Consider the following 18,519-nt stretch of genomic DNA (forward strand, 5'->3'; position numbering starts at 1 on the left):
TAGACCCAAATAGCACTTTGTCTGTAAGTCAATATTACAGTGGCGTTACTGATAGCGACTACGCGGAGCGAGCATACGTATTCGGCTCGACTGAATTCAAAATTAATGACGGTGCGCAGTTTGTTGTCCATCCAAACGGCTTCAGGGAGATTGTCGATATCTGTGTGGAGCCTGTAAATGATAATTTTGATTATGAAGGTGGTGGTTTCCTTGCGGGAATTACGAATTACCTAACAGAAGATCAGATTGATCCTTCCGGAATCGGCAGGCAGGTTCCTATAGTATTCACCGGCTCGGTCTCTAGTAAGCAGAACCTTGCCAGTGATGATTATACGGGGCTGGATTTGCTGAATACTAAGACATGGGCAGAAGAGCAGGCTAGCAAAGCCTATATTGCTGCTAATCTTCCACATTTCGTGGGACTGTTTTCCGGAGTTCTATCGGATTTGGTTTCGAATGACATTATCACCTATGAGGATAGTGAAGGGCGATTCGTTGTTTACGACGGAAAGGGCCCAGACAATAACGGCATTGTAAATCCGTTGGACCTGAGAAACTTTACTGAGATTCTACCCTACAAGGGAGCAGTTGCCATTGGGGGCGGTGGTGACGACATAATCTACGGGACTTCCTTCGAAAATGACGAGCTTATCGGCGGCGCTGGCAACGATTCTCTAGATGGGGGGGATGGCGCCGATAAAATGGTTGGAGGCCTGGATGACGATATCTATGTCGTTGACCATGAAGATGATCAAGTAATCGAAAACCAAAATGAAGGTACGGACCGGGTCCAGACGAGTATCACCTACACGCTTTCCGAAAACGTGGAAGAGCTTGAGCTAACTGGTAGCGACAACATAGATGGTACCGGAAATTCCCTAGACAATATCATTCACGGGAATAGTGGTGACAATACCTTGCAAGGAGAAGAGGGTACAGATGAAATCTATGGTCTCGAAGGCCAGGACATTATCTATGGAGGCTCCGGGGATGACAAGATTTTCGGAGGGGAGAATGATGATGAGCTTTATGGTGATGGTGGCACGGATCAACTTAATGGCGGCAATGGTTCAGATACCCTGAAAGGGGGAGATGGTAACGATATTTTGGATGGAGAAGAGGGAGCAGATTACCTCTACGGAGGGAGCGGCAATGACATCTATGCCGCCGACAGTGAGGACGAGATCACTGATGATGATGGCAAGGGAAGTGTATATCTCGATGGTAGTTTGCTGGCTGGGGGCACCCGGGAAGAAGATGACCCGGAAAATGAGTACCGGGATAGCCGCGGCAATGTCTATGTTCTGAGTGGATCAACACTGACCATCAACGACGGCCTTACCATACACAATTACAGCAAAGATCAAAGCTCCCTGAATATCGTGCTGAGTGATGAAGAAGAGGAGGAAGACGAGTCTCCGGAAACCGATGACGCGGAAAACCGTACCTCTCCCATAGTAATTGATCTCGACGGCGACGGTATCGAGACGCTTGCAGTGGGCGCAAGCTATTTTGACCTGAATGGTGATGGCCTGAGTGAGCTATCCGGTTGGGTAGGGGCTGACGATGGTCTGCTGGTACATGACCGGGACGGCAACGGCCGCATCAGCAGCGGCGCGGAGCTGTTTGGAAACCACAGTATTCTGAGCAGTGGAGAGGCGGCCGAGCACGGCTTCCAGGCGCTGGCGGAGTACGACTCTAATGGGGATGGTGTAGTCGATGCACAGGATAGCGCATTCAGCACACTGCAGGTCTGGCGCGACCTCAACGGCAACGGTATCAGCGATGCAGGAGAGCTACAAAGCCTTACCGATAGCGGGGTAGTGTCTATCAGCACCGGCTATAGTGATTCTGACCAGGTGGACGCCCACGGCCACGAGCACCGGCAGGTGGCCACTGTGATGCTGAGCGACGGCACCGCCTCCACTGCCGCCGACGTGTGGTTCAAGGTGGACGCCAGCCGCCGGGTTAACAGTGGCGATATTGAACTCACACCCGACGTGCTGTTTCTGCCGAGCGCCAAGGGATTCGGCAAGGTTCACGACCTGCGCCAGGCGATGACCCTCGATCCCGATCTGAAGAATCTGCTCGCCGACTATGTGTCTGCCGCCGATGATTCGGCTCGCGATGCGCTGCTGGACGATCTGATTTACCGCTGGGCCGGCGCTGCGGATGTGGACCCCTACAGCCGCGATCCTAGCAAGATCTACGGGCACGTGATGGATGCGCGGCAGTTGGTAACGCTGGAAAATCTTGTTGGCCGACCTTATATGGGGACCTGGTGCTGGGGTGAGCGGGACCCCAACCCCCATGGCCAGGCGGCGCCCCTGCTCATCGCCGAATACGAGGAATTCAAGCGATTCACCGCTGCACAGATCCTGGCACAGACTGAATATGCCGAGGAGCTGGACATCATTCAGTCGGCTTTCGGCTCGGACGCCCACGGCATCACTGTGGCGTGGGACCAACTCCAAGGGCGCTTGGAGACTTTGCTTGCCAGTGGTGAGGCTGAACGCATTTCTGGTGTGATAACTGTGCTGACGGATCTGGGGACCTATTCTCCCAGTTATCGTGACAAGCGTGATGCGGCATTTCAGGCCATCGCGGCATCCAGTGTCGACTTGGCACCTTTCTTCGACTTCTCTTCGGTCATCGGTACATCAGAAGGTGATTCCCTAAACGGCACCCGTACAGGCACTATTTTTTACGGCCTCGACGGCGATGATCAGCTGTACGGATACGGAAGTGGCGATAGTTACCACTTCGCATCCGGGCATGGTGACGATGTCATTCTCGACCGGGGAGGCATGGATCAGCTGGTTTTCGGTGAAGGAATTACTAAAGACAGCTTGGAGTTTTCCCGAAACACGACCAGTGTCTGGGTTCATGTAAAGAACCAGGACGGCGGCGATGCCGGTTCGTTGCGTATTGACAACTTCTTTGACTTTGACGGCACGCTGGACTTCGGTGCCGTTGAATTGATCCGTTTTGCCGACGGAAGCTCACTAGGTCAGTCGGAAATCCTGGAACTACTGGTCCAATCCTCGCTTACTGAAAACGACGATTTAGTGTTTGGCTCGGCTTCGGGAGATACCATCGACGGGTTGGCGGGCAGTGACTCTGTTCATGGCTTGGCAGGGAATGACCAGATTTCCGGCGGTGCTGGCGATGATGTGCTGATGGGTGATGACGGCGACGATCTAATCACAGGTGGAATCGGTGACGACAGATTGATTGGTGGACGAGGTAGCGACGTCTACCAGTTTGACGCGGGACATGGCAACGACGTGATCGACAATGCCGCCGAAGCGGAGGGCAAGCGCGATCGTGTGGTCTTTGGCCAAGGCATCGTCCCGAGTGCGGTGGACTTAGAGCGTCTCGGTGACGATCTGTTGATCCAGACTTCAACCAACGACAGTATTCGCTTGGCCAACTACTTCCGAAGCGAGGCGGCAGATGGTACTGCGGTTGATGAGATCTTATTTGATGACGGTACCGTGTGGGGTATCGAAGATGTCAAGTCTCTGGTGTTGCAGGCCAGCGATGACAGCGACGTGATCAAAGGATATGGCTCCAACGATACCCTTGATGGGCTTGCGGGAGATGATCAACTGTTTGGGTACGCGGGTGAAGATACGCTGTCTGGTGGCGATGGATCAGACTCCCTGGATGGCGGCCTGGGTGATGACCAGCTCTTCGGCAATGACGGAAATGACGAGTTGCGTGGTGATGAAGGCAGCGACCTCCTGAATGGCGGCGCCGGCGATGACCGCTTATACGGCGGCGCCGGCGAAGATACTTTGCTCGGCGGCGCAGGGCAGGACCTTCTGAGGGGCGATACGGGCAATGACACACTGCGTGGAGGCGACGGCGATGACGCGCTGACCGCCGGCGCCGGAAACGACCTCCTTGCGGGTGGTAAGGGCAATGACCATCTCGATGGCGGTACCGGCACCAACCGTTACCTGTTCGCCAGAGGGGATGGTCAGGACGTCATTTCCGATGCTTACGATGATGTAGTGACCATCTATGTATCGGATCTCTCACTGGACGGGCTGGTGTTTCGGCGCAACGGTACCGACCTGGAGGTTACTTTCCAGGACAGTGTCGGAGATCAATTGACCCTGACTTCTTTCTTCCCCGAGGAGACCCCGATAGTCGGTATCCGCGTGGAGTATGGCGCGGGGCTGTCAACTGCAATTGACCCGGCTCAGTTGCGTCTGCTCACTCTCGAAGGCACGGGAGCGGCGGATCTGATCCGCGCGTATTCCAGCGACGACTCCATTGAAGCGCTGGGCGGCGACGATACTGTGTTTGCGGGCGCTGGTAATGATCATCTGCAGGGTGGCGATGGCAATGACACCTTATTTGCAGGCGATGGAGACGACCTGCTCGAAGGCGGTACCGGGAATGACCGGCTCGAAGGCGGTGAGGGTAGTGACCGGTATCAATTCAGCACAGGGTGGGGCGAGGATTTGATCACAGACACCGCTGGCAGCGACAGCGTGTATTTCTCCGATGTTGAGCCTGCCGATTTGCAGTTACGCCGTGATGGATTCGATCTGGTTGTGACCAATCTGGTTACCGGAGACGAACTGCGTGTGCAGGGGCAGTTTTCCGATCAGGCCGGCATGGCGGGGAAGACCGCAATCGAGCAGTTTGAGTTCCAGGATGGCTCTATCTGGAATTACGAAGCGATCAAACTGAAGGCGTTGGAAGGCTCTGGGCAGGACGATTCCATATACGGTCACGCTGACGATGACGCAATTATTGCGGGTGCGGGCGACGATTTTGTCCAGGCTGCTGATGGCAATGACACGGTCGATGGTGGCGACGGTCTCGACACTCTGCACGGAGGAAGTGGTGACGATACGCTCTCGGGTGGCGGTGGCGACGACCTTCTTCGGGGAGGTGCAGGGAAGGACACCCTCAACGGAGATGCCGGCAACGACAAGCTCTATGGTGACGGAGGTGAGGATCTGTTGTCCGGCGGTGATGGAAGTGACGAGCTGTACGGAAATGGCCAGCTTTTAGGTGGCGCGGGCGATGACGTGTTGTGGGGCGCCGGAACATTGCATGGCGGCGATGACAACGATCAGCTTTACGGATCAGGCCTACTTTCCGGCGGCGCGGGTGACGATCTTCTGGAGGGTATCGGAACCCTGGATGGCGGAGACGGCAACGACGAGCTGCGAGGCCTTGGCTCCGATATCCTAATTGGCGGTGCCGGTGACGATACTCTGATTGCGGATACTGGCACTTGGTCCGGCAGCGCCAGCACCCTAGCCGGCGGTACCGGCGACGACACGCTCTACGGCTCCTTCGGTGACGATATTTACCAGTTCAATCTCGGCGACGGCCGCGACACGCTGATCGAGCGCCGCGACGGCGAGGCTTACGGCAATGTCGATCCATCCATGGATACCCTGCAATTTGGTCCGGGCATTGATGTAGGGGACCTGCAATTTATCCGCACCGGCGACGACCTGCAGATTGAGCACAGCAACGGCGCTGATGCGATCACCATCCGCAACTGGTTCCAGGAGCCGACCGACCACTACAAGGTAAACCGCTTCGAATTTGCCGGCGGCACTCTGCTCACCGCTGCGGATGTGGAGGCGCGCACCGTGACGATGGGAACCGACGCGGCGGAAACGCTGCTGGGTTACCGCGACCTGAACGAGGAGGTTCACGCGGGCGACGGCGACGACAAGGTGTGGGGGCGTACCGGCAACGACGAGATCTACGGTGAGGCCGGCGACGATTACCTGGACGGCGAAGAGGGCGATGATCGCCTGTTCGGTGGCGATGGCATTGACAACCTGGTGGGCCGTAGCGGTGACGACTATCTCGTGGGTGGTCTGGGCGGTGACACCCTGCAGGGCGGCACCGGGTCCGATCAGTTGTTCGGTCAGGATGGTGAGGACAAGTTGTTCGGCGGTGACGGGGACGATCACCTGGACGGCGGTGCAGACGACGACTACTTCGAGGCGGGTGCAGGCAACGACACACTGCTCGGCGGAAGCGGCAACGACCAACTCAGTGGTGGCGTTGGTGACGACCAGTTGAGCGGCGGCACCGGTGACGACAAGTATGTCTTCGGCGCCGGTGATGGCCACGACGAGATCCTTAACGGCGACGGTGGCTTTGACGGTGTGCTCTTCGCCGGTGGCCTCACCGAAGAGCGGTTGACTTTTAGCCGCGATGGTGACGATCTGCTGATCCTGGTGGATGACGGCAGTAGCGATAGCGTGCGTGTCCGCGATCATTTCCTCGGCGGAGATTTTGCTATCGACTGGGTACAACCGGATGGTGGATTTATGATTTCCACTCAGGAGATCAATCAGCGTGTCGAAGGTGGGCAGACCGGCGAGTACGATAGCGTAATCACCGGTACTACCGACGGAGAACAACTGGTGGGTAGCGCCGGTAGTGACCTGATTGAGGGGCTGGGCGGTGACGATACGGTCTTCGGCATGGGCGGTGACGATCGTCTCGAAGGCGGCGATGGCGCTGATAGATTGTATGGAGGCAACGGCGGCGGTGTCGGCACCGGCAATGATGTGATTGTTGGCGGCGCCGGCAACGATGTCCTCAGCGGAGGGGATGGCGACGACCAGCTGTTCGGTGGCGCCGGTGACGATGATTACTACTACGCGGCCGGTCATGGCGTGGACGTGATCGACAACAGCGGCGGCGGTACGGATGGCGTTTTCTTCGTCGATGGACTGGAGCGCTCCCGCCTCAGTTATCACCGTGACGGCGATGATCTGGTGATATTGGTTGACGGCGATCTGCAACAGCAGGTGCGTGTTACCGACCACTTCCTCGGTGGCGACTACGCCATCACTTATATCCAGCCCGATGACGGTGGCTATTCGATCCCGGCAGCCGACCTGGATGCACTGCTGACGCCGATGCCCGATGGCAGCGGAGGCGGCGACAACGGCGGTGGCGAGACCGACCCAGGCGATGGTGAGGGTGATGAAGGTTCCGGTGGTGACAGCGAACCGGCACCGGAACCTGGTCTGGGCGGAGACGATACCATTAACGGTACGGCCGCCAGTGACACTCTGGTGGCAGGTTCCGGCAACGATACCTTGTCCGGCGGCGCTGGCAACGACCGCCTGCTCGGTGGCGAGGGCGACGATGTCTACGTCTTTACCGGCGGGCAGGACCTGATCGAAGAATCTTCTGGAACGGACACGCTCAAATTTGCTGCAGGCATCACCTTCAACCAGGTAGCCTCCGGCCTGCTCAAGTCCGGAGATGACCTGGTACTGCGGGTGGGCGGTGGTACCGACCAGGTGACATTGAAGGATTTCTTCCTCGGCGGCGATGCACTGGTCGAGACCATCGAATTTGAAAGCGGCGGCCAGTTGACTGCGGAGCAGATATTCGGTGCCTTCGGCCTGCCAGTGCCGGCCCCGCAGGAAGGCTATGCGCAGACATTGGATGGCAGTGCTGGCGACGATGCGGCCCTCGATGGGGGAGCAGAAGCCGACCTGATCCGTGGTTTCAACGGCAATGACCAGTTGAGCGGCGCCAGCGGAGATGACCATCTGGAGGGCGGCAACGGCGCAGATATCCTGAGTGGTGGCAGTGGCGACGATCAGCTGATTGGCGGACGCGGTGACGACCTCTATGTTTTCAACGCCGGGGATGGCCAGGATGTGATCGACAACACAGGGGGAGGCCTTGATGTACTGCGTTTCGAAGACATCGGTTTCAACGACGTGGCCAGTGGCCTGCAGAAGTCCGGTGACAATCTGGTGTTGCAGGTGAGTGGCGGTAGTGATCAGGTCACCCTGCGTGACTTCTTCAAAGGGGGCGATCACGCCATCGACCGCATCGAGTTTTCCTCTGGTGGCGAGTTGACGGCTGATCAGATCTTCGGCGCCTTTGGTCTGAGTAATCCCGACCCGGTGGGGTCGCCAGATTATCAGGGGCTGCCGGACGAGCGCGGTTTTGGCACTTTGACAGTGGGTAGTTCGGCAGATGAGATTATTCTCGCTTCTTCCGATGCCGACTTTATTGATGCCGGTGCGGGCAGCGATCAGCTGCACGGAAACCTCGGTGACGACTATCTTGTCGGTGGTGAAGGCGATGATACCTACCACTTTGCTGCGGGAGGTGGAGTCGATACCATCAATAACTTCTCCAATTCTGCGGGTAACGACGAGTTGCAGTTTGCCGACGGTATCGACGAGTCAGACTTGTGGTTCCATCGCGATGGTGATGATCTGGTCGTGGATCTGCTCGGCACTCAGGATCAGGTGCGGGTTCAGGACTGGTACCTGGACCCCGCCAACCAACTGGATGCGGTGCGGACGGATGATGCCGTTATTACGGCCAGTGAAGTGGAGCAATTGGTAACGGCCATGGCCGCATTTGGCGCTCCCGCCGGTGGCGAGCTCAATTTGACACCGGAAGACCAAAGCCAGGTGAACACAGCGATCGTTGCCGCCTGGCAGGCCAGTGCCTAGTGGTCCATGCGGAATATTCTGTAACCGATCACTTCGCCACAGACTCCAGGGCGACGCTGCAAAAGCTTGAATTAACGCTGCTAGTCCTGCGCTTTTTCAACGCCCCCCTGGAGCCTGTGGCTGTGTGCTTTAGTTACCGAATTTTCCGCATGGACCACTAGGCGGTAAACTCCTTGCCCCGGAGAGCCACTCCGGGGCAAGGACGTCAACATCCGGCCTGTGGTGGCACCCACAGCTAGTTGTGAACCCAGGCGGGATCATGACTGAGGGCTCCCCCTATACCTTCGATCTTGTGACCCCGTTGGCACCAATAGTCGCTTCACACTGTTGAAGCGGCTTTGTCATTCGGGCCATCCCTGGCCCTCACCCTTTGGGCAGCCTTCGGCTGTGCAAAACGGCAATCCTGCCGTTTCGTCATTTCTCTCGCATGCGTATAATCGCCCGCCTTTCCAATTGCACTTTTTGTGTACACTTTATGGCCTTACCCTTGGGTGGCCCCGGTACACCGTCCTGCTAATGAGTACTCAATATGACTGAATCCAACCGCGAACTGGTTATCGTCGGCGTCGACGCCACCGCATTTGATGCGTTGCTGGAGATTCTCGCCGAGCGCAAAACCGTGGCGCCGGCGGACCTGAAGTTGCTGGCCGCGGATGCGGCGGATGCGGATCCGCAGGTGTTTGCCAATCGCAGTATTGCGGTGCAGGTGGCAAAGGATTTCACCTTCTCTGAAGGGCAGGTGGTTCTGCTGTTGAACAGTGACGACACGGCGCGCGAAGTGCTGGCGGCCGCGGAAGCTGCCGGCGCCTGGGTGATCGATGCGGCGGGGATTACCCGTGGCGATGAGAGTGTTGCCCTTGTTCATCCGCTGCTGAACAGTGCCGAGGTGCAGTCTGGTGAGCGCAATGTAGTCGCGCTGCCGGTGGCCGGGGCGGCGATGGTGGCGGAGGCGTTGTATCCGCTGAAGTCGCAGTTGCATTCGGTGGAGGTGGTGTTGAATCAGCCGGTTTCCGCGCTGGGTAAATCCGCGGTGGATTCTGCCGCGGCGCAGACCGCGCGAATGTTCAATGGCCAGGAAGCAGAGGTGGACCCGACCACGGGTCAGCGTCTTGCCTTCAATCATCTGAGCTCTGCCGAAGCCATTCTGGAGAGCGGCCACAGTTTTGGCGAGTTGGCGTTGGTGCACGAGTTGCGTCGCCTGTTGGGAGACGAGCTGCTGCTGGATGCCACCATCAACACCACCTCGGTATTTCATGGGCAGCTGGCCAATATCAGCGTGACGTTGAAAGAGGCGCAGCCTCTGGATACGGTGCGCGGCCTGCTCGCCAATGGTGCGCGCCTGGAGATGCGCGAGCGCCCTTCTGCGGAAGAGGCCGTCGGGGGAGAGAACACCTTACTTGGCAGGCTGCGTCAGGGCTTGGTTAGCCCACGGCAGGTTAATTTTTGTGCGGTTTCCGATAATCTTCGGAAAGACGTCGCAATTAATTGTGCGCAGATTGTCCACTTGTTGCTAAAAATCCATTGATATTTAATACTTAGCGGCCATTCGTAAGGTTTCTCCTTAACTTTGCCCATTTGCATCCAAAAGCGGTGCTTGGCGTAAAGAATGCCCAACTGCGGCAAAAGGAGGCACTAGGCAACATTGCGGATGGATTGCTGATTAAACGGGGGGCGATTTCATCGCCGGGGAGTAGAGCCCTGCGCCAGCGCACGGGCTTTTTTGATAATTGATTGTGCAGAAAAACTGCGCAAGTCCGGCATCCGAATAGTGCATTTTGTGTGTTTTTTGTTCGGGTTCCGGGTAGATTCTAACAATAAAGGGAATCGGTTATGCGTGTGCAAAAGCTGGCACTAGCGGTAGGTCTGGTCAGTGCACTGGGGAGTAATGTATCTCTGGCACTCGGACTGGGGGAGATCAAACTCAACTCCACTCTGAACCAGCCTCTCGACGCTGAGATCAAGCTGCTGCAGACCCGTGGCCTGACAGAAAACGAAGTCAAGGTGCGGCTGGCCAGTAACGAAGACTTTGAGCGGGCCGGTGTAGATCGGGGCTATGGCCTGAATGATCTGCGCTTCGAAGTGGATTACTCCGGTAGTGAGCCCGTTGTCCGCATTTCCAGTCGCCAGCCGATTCGCGAGCCCTTCCTGAACTTCCTGGTGGAAACCCGCTGGCCCAGTGGTCGTCTGCTGCGTGAATACACGCTGCTGATGGACCTGCCTGCCTTCTCCACTAATACTGCGTCCCAGCCTGTGCGCGCCGCCGAGCGCGAGCGCCAGCAGGTGCGTCGCGAGGCGCCGGTACAGCGTCCGCTGCAAACGACGACTACACAGCGTCCGGAACCTGCGCCGGTAGAGCCGGCGGCGGAGACTGCTCAGCCGACGCCGAGCGCCGAGCCGGAAACGGTTCAACAGCCGGCAGAATCCTATGCCGAGCCGAGCGCGCCCGCAGACAGCGGCAGCCGCGTTTACGGTCCGGTTGAAGCCAACAAAACTCTGTGGGAAATTGCCCGCGATACCCGTGAAACCCGCGACCTCTCTGTCCAGCAGAGCATGCTGGCAATCCAGCGCCTGAATCCCGAAGCGTTCATCAACAACAATATCAACCTGCTGAAGAAGGGCGCAGTATTGCGCCTGCCCACAGCGGAAGATGTGCGCGCCATGTCTCGTAGTGAAGCCGTGACCCAGGTTGCGACCCAGAACGAGGCCTGGCGGGATCGCGTGGGTGATGTTGCCAGCGATGCCGTGGGGGCGCCTCTGGATGGACGCGCGGCAGAAGCCGATGCTGCCATTAGTGAAACGCCGGAAGGCCGTGTCTCCCTTGCGGCACCGGGCGATAACGAATCCGTACTGTCCGGTTCCGGTAGTGGCGCCAGTGAAAGTGAGGCGCTTGAGGGGGAGCTGGTCGCTACCGAAGAAGAGTTGGATAAGTCCCGTCTAGAGAGCGCCGAGCTGGAGGACCGCATCGGCGAGCTCAACGAGCAGATCGATACCATGGAACGCATGGTAGAGGTGTCCAACGAAGAGATGCGCGCAGTGCAGGATGCTGCGGCGGAAACCGATGCGGGCGAAGCTGACGCCGGTGAAGTTGATGCAAACGGCGCCCTGACTGAAGAATCGCTTTCCGAAGACGCTTCAGAACCGTTGGCCGAAGAGACTCCGGTGGCCGCTGGAGAAATGTCAGAAGCAGACGGTACTGCTGACGCCGAAACCGCAGCTGAAGAGGCGGCGCCCGAGCCGGCCGCTGAGGACGAGGGCTCCCGCAACCGGGTAGTGGTGCAGACCCGGTCTGAACCCACACTGGTCGAGCAGCTGATGGAAAATATCCATCTGATCGGTATCGGCGCTGTGGCATTGCTGGCGGCAGTATTCGGCTTCTTTACCTGGCGCCGTCGCAAAGAGGAAGAAGAGGCGATTCGCCAGGTGGAGGCGGAAATGGCCGCTGAATCCACGGTAGCCGAGGAGCCGGTATTCGAGGAAGGTGAAGATAACCTGAGTGCAGTGGAGGAGTTCGAAACCAGCGAATCCCTCGACCTCGACGAACTGGGCGAAGTGGAAACCGATGACCCGGTGGGAGAAGCCGAAATCCACCTGTCCCTGGGACAGTACCAGGAAGCCGAATCCAAGCTGTTGAAAGGGCTGGAGGGGGCACCGGCGAATATTGATGCACGCCTGATGCTGCTGGAAGTATACGCTCAACGGCAGAATGTCACCGATTTTGACGACCACTATCGCCAGTTGCTGGGTTACAGCGATGGCCCGGCAGCGGATCGCGCCGCTCGTCTGCGGGAAACCATTGCCGATGCCGGTACCTTCGAATTGCCTGACATTGATTACTCCAGTGAGTCACTGGAAGCGGTGCAGCTCGACGACCTTGGCGCAGATCTGGACGACGGAGACTTCAGTGCCTCGTTTGAGGATCTGGAGGAGTTTTCGTCAAGCAGCAGTGAACAGGCTGCTGAGAGTGAAGATGACCTCTCGCTGGATGATCTGAGCCTGGAGCTGGATTCCGGGGAAGAAACCACTGGCCAGCCTGGAGCCAGCGCGCAGTCCGATGATGCGCTCGAGCTGGATCTGGATTTGGGAGAAGACCTGGATCTTGGCGAAGATCTGGATTTGGGCGATAGCCTGGAAAGTGAATGGTCTTCAGAAAAGAATGAAGCGATCGAGCTGGAGACGGCCCAAGATGTAACCCGGGTGCCGTCGTCGGACGCGAAGGCTTCGGCTTCGAGTGAATCTGATGAGGATTTCAATTTCGACGAATTCAGTGCCGGTGGTGAACTGGACCTGGATCTGGACACGCTCGACCTGGATGGAGACCTGGATCAGCACGAGACCAATGCGGGGGGCGCTTCTGAAGACTCCCCGGAAATGGCGTTCGAGCTGGATATGGAACCGCAGGCGGACACCACATCTGATGTCAACAGTAAAGATGAGAGCGGCCTGGAATTCGATCTCGATCTGACGCCGATGGACGAAGATCAGCCGTCCGAGTCACAGACACAGCAGACAACTGCGGAGTCCGATGCGCTGGCGGATGACGACCTGGAAAGCTTTGGTGACGACCTGGGCGAACTGGATCTGGATTCCATCGATCTGGGCGAATTTGAGCTCGAAGGCGATGAGCTGACTGGCAGTGGTCAGGAAAGTCGTCAGGCTGACACTGCAAGCCGGGCGACGGGCGGTCGGGAACCGGAACCAGAATCCGACGATGTCGCGGTGGCTGAGGCTCCGTCGCAGGCCAAACCTCCCCCCCAGAAAGAAACCCTGGAAGACGATGATCTCAACTTTGATCTCGAAGGTGACCTGGACGCCGAGCTGAACCTGCTTGAAGGTGGTGATGAGGTCAGCACCAAGTTGGAGCTGGCCCAGGCTTACCTCGATATGGGGGATAAAGACGGTGCCCGCGAAATTCTGGGTGAAGTTGCCGACGAGGCTACCGGTGAGCCGCAACAGCGCGCCAGGGAAATGCTGGAGCGTATGAGCTGATCGCGGTCTAAGCGTTTTCCGCCATTTACGGCAACAACACCTTGACCCCGCACATCGCGGGGTCTTTCTTTTCAGTCCGTTGCTTTCCAGCCTGTTACATCAGTCTGCTCCCACAGGCTAATATCCTGGAACCTGGGAGGCTGTATATTCTGAGGTAATAGGGGCAGCGCAGTTGTAATTTTTCTGGTCAAATCATGAGTGGTCACTACCAATACAAAGCGAATGGCGAAGTGCCGCCCGGGGAGTCGCTGCCGGATGGCCTGCGGCGGATTGCGTTGGGGGTGGAATATTGCGGAACCCGGCTGCGCGGCTTTCAGAAGCAGAAGCACGATCCGCATACGGTGCAGGAAACCCTGGAAAAGGCGCTGTCCATGGTGGCAGCCGAACCGGTGACCCTGGTCTGTGCCGGGCGCACCGATGCCGGGGTGCACGCTACCCGACAGGTCATTCATTTTGACACCCATGCAATCCGCCCGACCAAGGCGTGGATTCAGGGGGTAAATACCCAGATGCCATTTGATGTGCGCGTGCACTGGGCACAGGAAATGCCGGCGCAGTTTCACGCGCGCTTCTCCGCCAGGCGGCGAACCTATCGCTATCTGATCCACAGCGCACCCACGCGTTCCGCGCAGGCATCCAGTGAGGTGACCTGGACCGACCGGGTGCTCGATATCGATGCCATGCGCGCGGGTGCCGAGCACCTGATCGGCGAGCACGATTTCAGCAGTTTCCGCGCGGCCCAGTGTCAGGCCAGGTCTCCGGTGCGTCGGCTGTTGAAGCTGGATATCGGCCGTGTGGGTCAGTTGATCGTGCTGGAAGTCAGCGCCACGGCCTTCCTGCACCATATGGTGCGCAATATCGCCGGCGTGTTGATGGCAGTGGGGCGCAACGATCACCCCCCGGCCTGGGTGGGTGAAGTGCTGGCCGCGAAAGACCGCGCCGCCGCCTGCGTCACCGCTCCGCCCCATGGGTTGTACCTGGTGGACGTGGAGTATCCCGGGGAGTTTGTGCTGCCGGAGGTGGAGCCAGGCCCGCTATTGGTGCCGCTGCCGCTGGGTGGTTTGCCGGCTGATTGAATTGGCGCCTGTCTGGTGCCCGCGTTCCCCGCGCTGCGCCAATCTGCTAGTATCGCGGGCTCTCCAGTTTTCATGTCCGTCCGTCTCTGGCAGATCAATGATCTGGCGGTATTTGCTGATGCGAACCGGGATTGAGGTTGCAGTCCTGCCCGCTGACGGCGGCCTGTAGCAGCGGTTTGATGGATTATGCGCGTAAAAATCTGTGGTATTACCTGTGTCGAAGATGCGGAAGTGGCGGTGCAGGCCGGCGCCGACGCGCTGGGGCTGGTGTTTTACCCGCCCAGTCCCCGCAATGTCTCCCCGGAGCAGGCCGCCGAAATCGCGCGGGCGGTATCGCCGTTCGCGGTGTTGACCGGTCTGTTCGTGGATGCCCACCCGGACCAAGTGGAGCAGGTGGTGCAGCAGGTGCCACTCAACCTCTTACAGTTTCACGGCGCCGAAACCGCGCTCTATTGTCGGCAGTTCCGCCGACCCTATATCAAGGCACTGCGCATGAAGCCGGATCTCGACCCGCTGGAGGCGATGGCGCCCTACGTGGATGCGCGGGGCTTCCTGCTGGATGCCTATCGTCCCGGCGTGCCCGGCGGCACGGGTGACACGTTTGACTGGCAGCGGGTACCCCGAAGCAGCGGGCGTTCCATTGTGTTGGCGGGCGGGCTGAACCCGGACAATGTGGCGGAGGCCATCCGCGCCGCACGGCCCGATGCCGTGGATGTCAGCGGCGGCGTTGAGGCATCCCCCGGGCGCAAAGATCCGCACAAGGTGCGCGCCTTTATTCACGCCGCCAGATCGGCGTGCGAACAGAATTTGCAGAAGGAGTTTGAGCAGTGAGTAAACCCACATCCCCCATTGATTTCGGGGCCTACCCGGATGCGCGCGGGCATTTTGGCGAGTTCGGCGGTCGCTTTGTATCGGAAACCCTGATCAGCGCCCTGGATGAATTGCAGGAGATGTACCAGCGCCTGAAAAACGATCCGGAGTTTGTTGCCGACTTTGATAAAGATCTGGCGCACTACGTGGGACGCCCGTCACCGCTGTACCTGGCGGAGCGTTTGACCGAAGCCGCCGGTGGCGCGCGCATCTGGCTCAAGCGGGAAGATCTGAACCACACCGGCGCCCACAAGGTGAACAACACCGTGGGGCAGGCACTGTTGGCCAAACACAGCGGTAAGACCCGCGTGATTGCAGAGACCGGTGCCGGTCAGCACGGCGTGGCCACCGCCACTGTTGCCGCGCGCCTGGGGCTCAAGTGTGTAGTGTACATGGGCGCGGAAGACGTCAAGCGCCAGTCTCCCAACGTGTACCGCATGAAGCTGCTGGGGGCGGAAGTGGTACCGGTGGAGTCCGGTTCCAAAACCCTCAAAGACGCCATGAACGAGGCGATGCGCGATTGGGTCACCAATGTGGATGACACCTTCTACATTATCGGCACCGTGGCGGGCCCGCATCCCTATCCGCAGCTGGTACGGGACTTCAACTCGGTCATCGGCCGCGAGGCCCGTCGCCAGAGCCTTGAGCAGTTTGGACAACTGCCGGATGCCCTGGTGGCCTGTGTGGGCGGCGGATCCAATGCCATCGGCCTGTTCCATCCATTCCTCGGCGACGAATCCGTCAAGATGTACGGCGTAGAAGCCGGCGGTGACGGTGTCGAGACCGGCCGCCACGCGGCACCGTTGAACGACGGCGTACCCGGTATCCTGCACGGCAACCGCACCTACCTGATGGAAGACGAAGACGGCCAGATCATCGAGACCCATTCGGTTTCTGCGGGCCTGGATTATCCGGGCGTTGGCCCCGAGCACGCCTGGTTGCGGGATATTGGTCGGGTTGAATACGTGACCGCCAATGACGACGAAGCACTCGCGGCATTCCGCCAGCTGACCCGCACCGAGGGTATTCTGCCGGCGTTGGAATCCAGCCATGCGGTGGCTTATGGCCTGAAGCTCGCGGCCACACTGTCGCCGGAGCAGAACATCGTCATTAACCTTTCCGGGCGTGGCGACAAGGATATCTTTACCGTGGCCGCCATTGACGGCATCGAAGTTTAAGGAGTGGCGTCATGACCGAGGAAAATAAAGAAACTGCACAGGGCAATCGTATTGATCGCCGCTTCGCCAAATTGCGCGGCGAAGGCCGCAAGGCGCTGGTGACTTATATCGTTGCCGGCGATGGCGGTCTGGAGAATACCGTTGATCTGATGCATCAACTGGTCGCCAGCGGTTCCGACCTGATCGAACTCGGGGTGCCGTTTTCCGATCCCATGGCGGAAGGGCCGGTGATCCAGAAAGGCCATGAACGTGCACTGGCCAACAAAGCCTCCCTGCGCAAATGCCTGCAGCTGGTCAAAGAATTCCGCAGCAAAGATGTCGAGACGCCGGTGATTCTGATGGGCTATGCCAATCCTATTGAGAAAATGGGGGCCGAAGCCTTTGCGGATGGATTGAAAGCGGCCGGTGCCGATGGTGCGCTTACGGTGGATCTGCCGGCAGAAGAGGCGGGCCCGCTCAGCGAATTGCTGAGTGCGCGGGACCTGCGCAATATCTTCCTGCTGACGCCCACCACCAGTGACGCGCGCATTGCGCAAATCACCGGGCTTGCCAGCGGGTTTGTCTACTATGTATCCCTGAAAGGGGTGACCGGGGCTGGGCATCTGGATCTGGACTCGGTGCGCGACAATCTGGCCCGTATCCGCCAGCATACCGATCTACCGCTATGTGTCGGCTTCGGCATCAAGGATGGCGCCTCCGCCAAAGCCGTGAGTGCCGATGGCGATGGCGCGGTGGTGGGCAGCGTTCTGGTATCTGCTGTAGGTGAGGCCGGGGATGCCGCTGCAGCCAAGGATCGTATTGGCGCGATGGTGAGTGAAATGCGCGTGGCACTGGATGCCTGATAGACTGCGGATGTGCCGGATTGACTGGCCAGAAAGACCGTATGCGCGGCTTATCTGGCCAAGAGGGAATAGCGCGAAAGTGGTTTAATTCGCGGTTTCAGGATCGCCGGTCATTTATCATCTGCCGGTGCCCCTTGGTAAATTTACGGTAAATCGGGTAGAGAATCTGAACGCGGAAGACGTCTGTTGCTTTCGCGCCTCGCAAAATTGGAAGCAGAATGAGCTGGTTAGAAAAAATTGTTCCCGCGGTTATTCGAACCGAGCGCCGCTCCGGTGGCAGTAAAGTACCGGAAGGAGTGTGGAAAAAGTGCGTCAAGTGCGATGCCACTCTCTATCTGCCGGAGTTGGAGCGCAACCTGGATGTGTGCCCCAAATGTGACCATCACTTCCGTATTGGCGCCCGCCGTCGACTCGACCTGTTCCTCGACAACGAGGCGCGGGAAGAGCTGGCCACGGATGTGGAACCGGTCGACCGCCTGAAGTTTAAAGATGTCAAAAAGTACAAGGATCGCCTCACCCAGGCCCAGAAGGCCACCGGTGAAAAAGACGCGCTGATCGCGGTGCAGGGGTTGGTAAAAGGTCAGCCCGTAGTGGCCGTTGCATTTGAGTTTGCGTTTCACGGCGGTTCCATGGGCTACGTCGTCGGTGAGAAGTTTACCCGTGCGGCACAACGTGCTCTGGAAGAGAATATCCCGCTGGTCTGCTTTTCCGCGACCGGTGGTGCGCGTATGCAGGAGGCCTTGATCTCCCTGATGCAGATGGCGAAGACCTCGGCAGTGCTTGAGAAGATGCGCCGTGCCGGTGTGCCCTATATCAGCATCATGACCGATCCGGTTTACGGTGGTGTATCCGCATCCCTGGCGCTGCTGGGCGATATTAACGCCGCGGAGCCGGGTGCCCGTGCGGGGTTTGCCGGCCCCAACATTATCGAGCAGACCATCCGCCAGAAGCTGCCCAAAGGTTTCCAGCGCAGTGAGTTTCTGCTGGAGCACGGCGCGATCGACATGATTATCCCCCGCGCCGATATGCGCGATACCGTGAGCCGCCTGCTGGGCAAGCTTACCAATAACTGATCGTCCCT

At 58.6% G+C, this 18,519-nt stretch carries 8 protein-coding genes; all 8 read left to right on the forward strand.

Annotated features, from left to right (window positions below):
* Nucleotides 1-446 precede the first annotated feature (446 nt).
* Nucleotides 447-8,486 carry a calcium-binding protein gene (locus LPW13_RS04375; RefSeq protein ID WP_377563511.1) on the forward strand — a complete coding sequence of 2,680 codons (8,040 nt, stop codon included), beginning with the start codon at nucleotides 447-449 and terminating at the stop codon, nucleotides 8,484-8,486.
* 529 nt (nucleotides 8,487-9,015) lie between these two features.
* A complete protein-coding gene (locus LPW13_RS04380) occupies nucleotides 9,016-10,011 on the forward strand; it encodes an Asd/ArgC dimerization domain-containing protein (RefSeq protein WP_230438217.1) in 996 nt (331 codons plus the stop codon).
* Between the two features lie 305 nt (nucleotides 10,012-10,316).
* Nucleotides 10,317-13,472 (forward strand): FimV/HubP family polar landmark protein, encoded by a 3,156-nt coding sequence (locus LPW13_RS04385; RefSeq protein WP_230438218.1) that lies wholly within the window; start codon nucleotides 10,317-10,319, stop codon nucleotides 13,470-13,472.
* A gap of 194 nt (nucleotides 13,473-13,666) precedes the next feature.
* A complete protein-coding gene (gene truA, locus LPW13_RS04390) occupies nucleotides 13,667-14,548 on the forward strand; it encodes a tRNA pseudouridine(38-40) synthase TruA (RefSeq protein WP_230438219.1) in 882 nt (293 codons plus the stop codon).
* 186 nt (nucleotides 14,549-14,734) lie between these two features.
* Nucleotides 14,735-15,379 (forward strand): phosphoribosylanthranilate isomerase, encoded by a 645-nt coding sequence (locus LPW13_RS04395; RefSeq protein ID WP_230438220.1) that lies wholly within the window; start codon nucleotides 14,735-14,737, stop codon nucleotides 15,377-15,379.
* Nucleotides 15,376-16,596 (forward strand): tryptophan synthase subunit beta, encoded by a 1,221-nt coding sequence (gene trpB, locus LPW13_RS04400; RefSeq protein WP_230438221.1) that lies wholly within the window; start codon nucleotides 15,376-15,378, stop codon nucleotides 16,594-16,596. Before LPW13_RS04395 ends, trpB begins: the two co-directional genes overlap by 4 nt.
* Before the next feature lie 11 nt (nucleotides 16,597-16,607).
* A complete protein-coding gene (gene trpA / locus LPW13_RS04405) occupies nucleotides 16,608-17,438 on the forward strand; it encodes a tryptophan synthase subunit alpha (RefSeq protein WP_230438222.1) in 831 nt (276 codons plus the stop codon).
* 218 nt (nucleotides 17,439-17,656) lie between these two features.
* Nucleotides 17,657-18,511 carry an acetyl-CoA carboxylase, carboxyltransferase subunit beta gene (gene accD / locus LPW13_RS04410; protein ID WP_230438223.1) on the forward strand — a complete coding sequence of 285 codons (855 nt, stop codon included), beginning with the start codon at nucleotides 17,657-17,659 and terminating at the stop codon, nucleotides 18,509-18,511.
* The last annotated feature ends 8 nt before the right edge of the window (nucleotides 18,512-18,519 follow it).

Origin of the sequence: Microbulbifer celer (assembly GCF_020991125.1) — a bacterium.
In the GTDB taxonomy this organism is placed as follows: domain Bacteria; phylum Pseudomonadota; class Gammaproteobacteria; order Pseudomonadales; family Cellvibrionaceae; genus Microbulbifer; species Microbulbifer celer.